General features: G+C 53.3%; 1 rRNA gene. It reads right to left on the bottom strand.

Features of this window, described 5'->3' with window-relative positions:
- Positions 1–1,121: ribosomal RNA gene (locus tag DBR30_RS01280) — 23S ribosomal RNA — on the bottom strand; the annotation flags it as partial.

Below are 1,121 nucleotides of genomic sequence, written 5' to 3'. Positions count from 1 at the left end.
GAAACACCACCTACGCACTTTCACCAGGACAACCGTCGCCTGGCCCACCTAGCCTTCTCCGTCCCCCCATCGCAATTACAAGTCGTGCAGGAATATTAACCTGCTTCCCATCGACTACGCCTTTCGGCCTCGCCTTAGGGGTCGACTCACCCTGCCCCGATTAACGTTGGACAGGAACCCTTGGTCTTCCGGCGAGGAGGCTTTTCACCCCCTTTATCGTTACTTACGTCAGCATTCGCACTTCTGATATCTCCAGCATACCTCTCGATACACCTTCGCAGACTTACAGAACGCTCCCCTACCACTCACACATAAGTGTGAATCCGCGGCTTCGGTGCCTGGTTTGAGCCCCGTTACATCTTCCGCGCAGGCCGACTCGACTAGTGAGCTATTACGCTTTCTTTAAATGATGGCTGCTTCTAAGCCAACATCCTAGCTGTCTGAGCCTTCCCACATCGTTTCCCACTTAACCAGAACTTTGGGACCTTAGCCGGCGGTCTGGGTTGTTTCCCTCTTCACGACGGACGTTAGCACCCGCCGTGTGTCTCCCGGATATTACTTACTGGTATTCGGAGTTTGCATGGGGTTGGTAAGTCGGGATGACCCCCTAGCCCAAACAGTGCTCTACCCCCAGTAGTATTCGTCCGAGGCGCTACCTAAATAGCTTTCGGGGAGAACCAGCTATCTCCGAGTTTGATTGGCCTTTCACCCCCAGCCACAGGTCATCCCCTAACTTTGCAACGTTAGTGGGTTCGGTCCTCCAGTTGATGTTACTCAACCTTCAACCTGCCCATGGCTAGATCACCCGGTTTCGGGTCTACACCTTGCAACTAGACGCCCAGTTAAGACTCGGTTTCCCTACGGCTCCCCTATACGGTTAACCTCGCTACAAAATGTAAGTCGCTGACCCATTATACAAAAGGTACGCAGTCACCCCGAAGGGCTCCCACTGCTTGTACGTACACGGTTTCAGGTTCTATTTCACTCCCCTCACAGGGGTTCTTTTCGCCTTTCCCTCACGGTACTGGTTCACTATCGGTCAGTCAGGAGTATTTAGCCTTGGAGGATGGTCCCCCCATATTCAGACAGGATGTCACGTGTCCCGCCCTACTCGATTTCAC

The organism is Aeromonas sp. HMWF017 (assembly GCF_003061465.1).
Classification (GTDB): Bacteria; Pseudomonadota; Gammaproteobacteria; order Enterobacterales; family Aeromonadaceae; genus Aeromonas; species Aeromonas veronii.
Note: the sequence above shows the minus strand (reverse complement) of the source record. Positions and strands in the feature narration are given on the sequence as shown.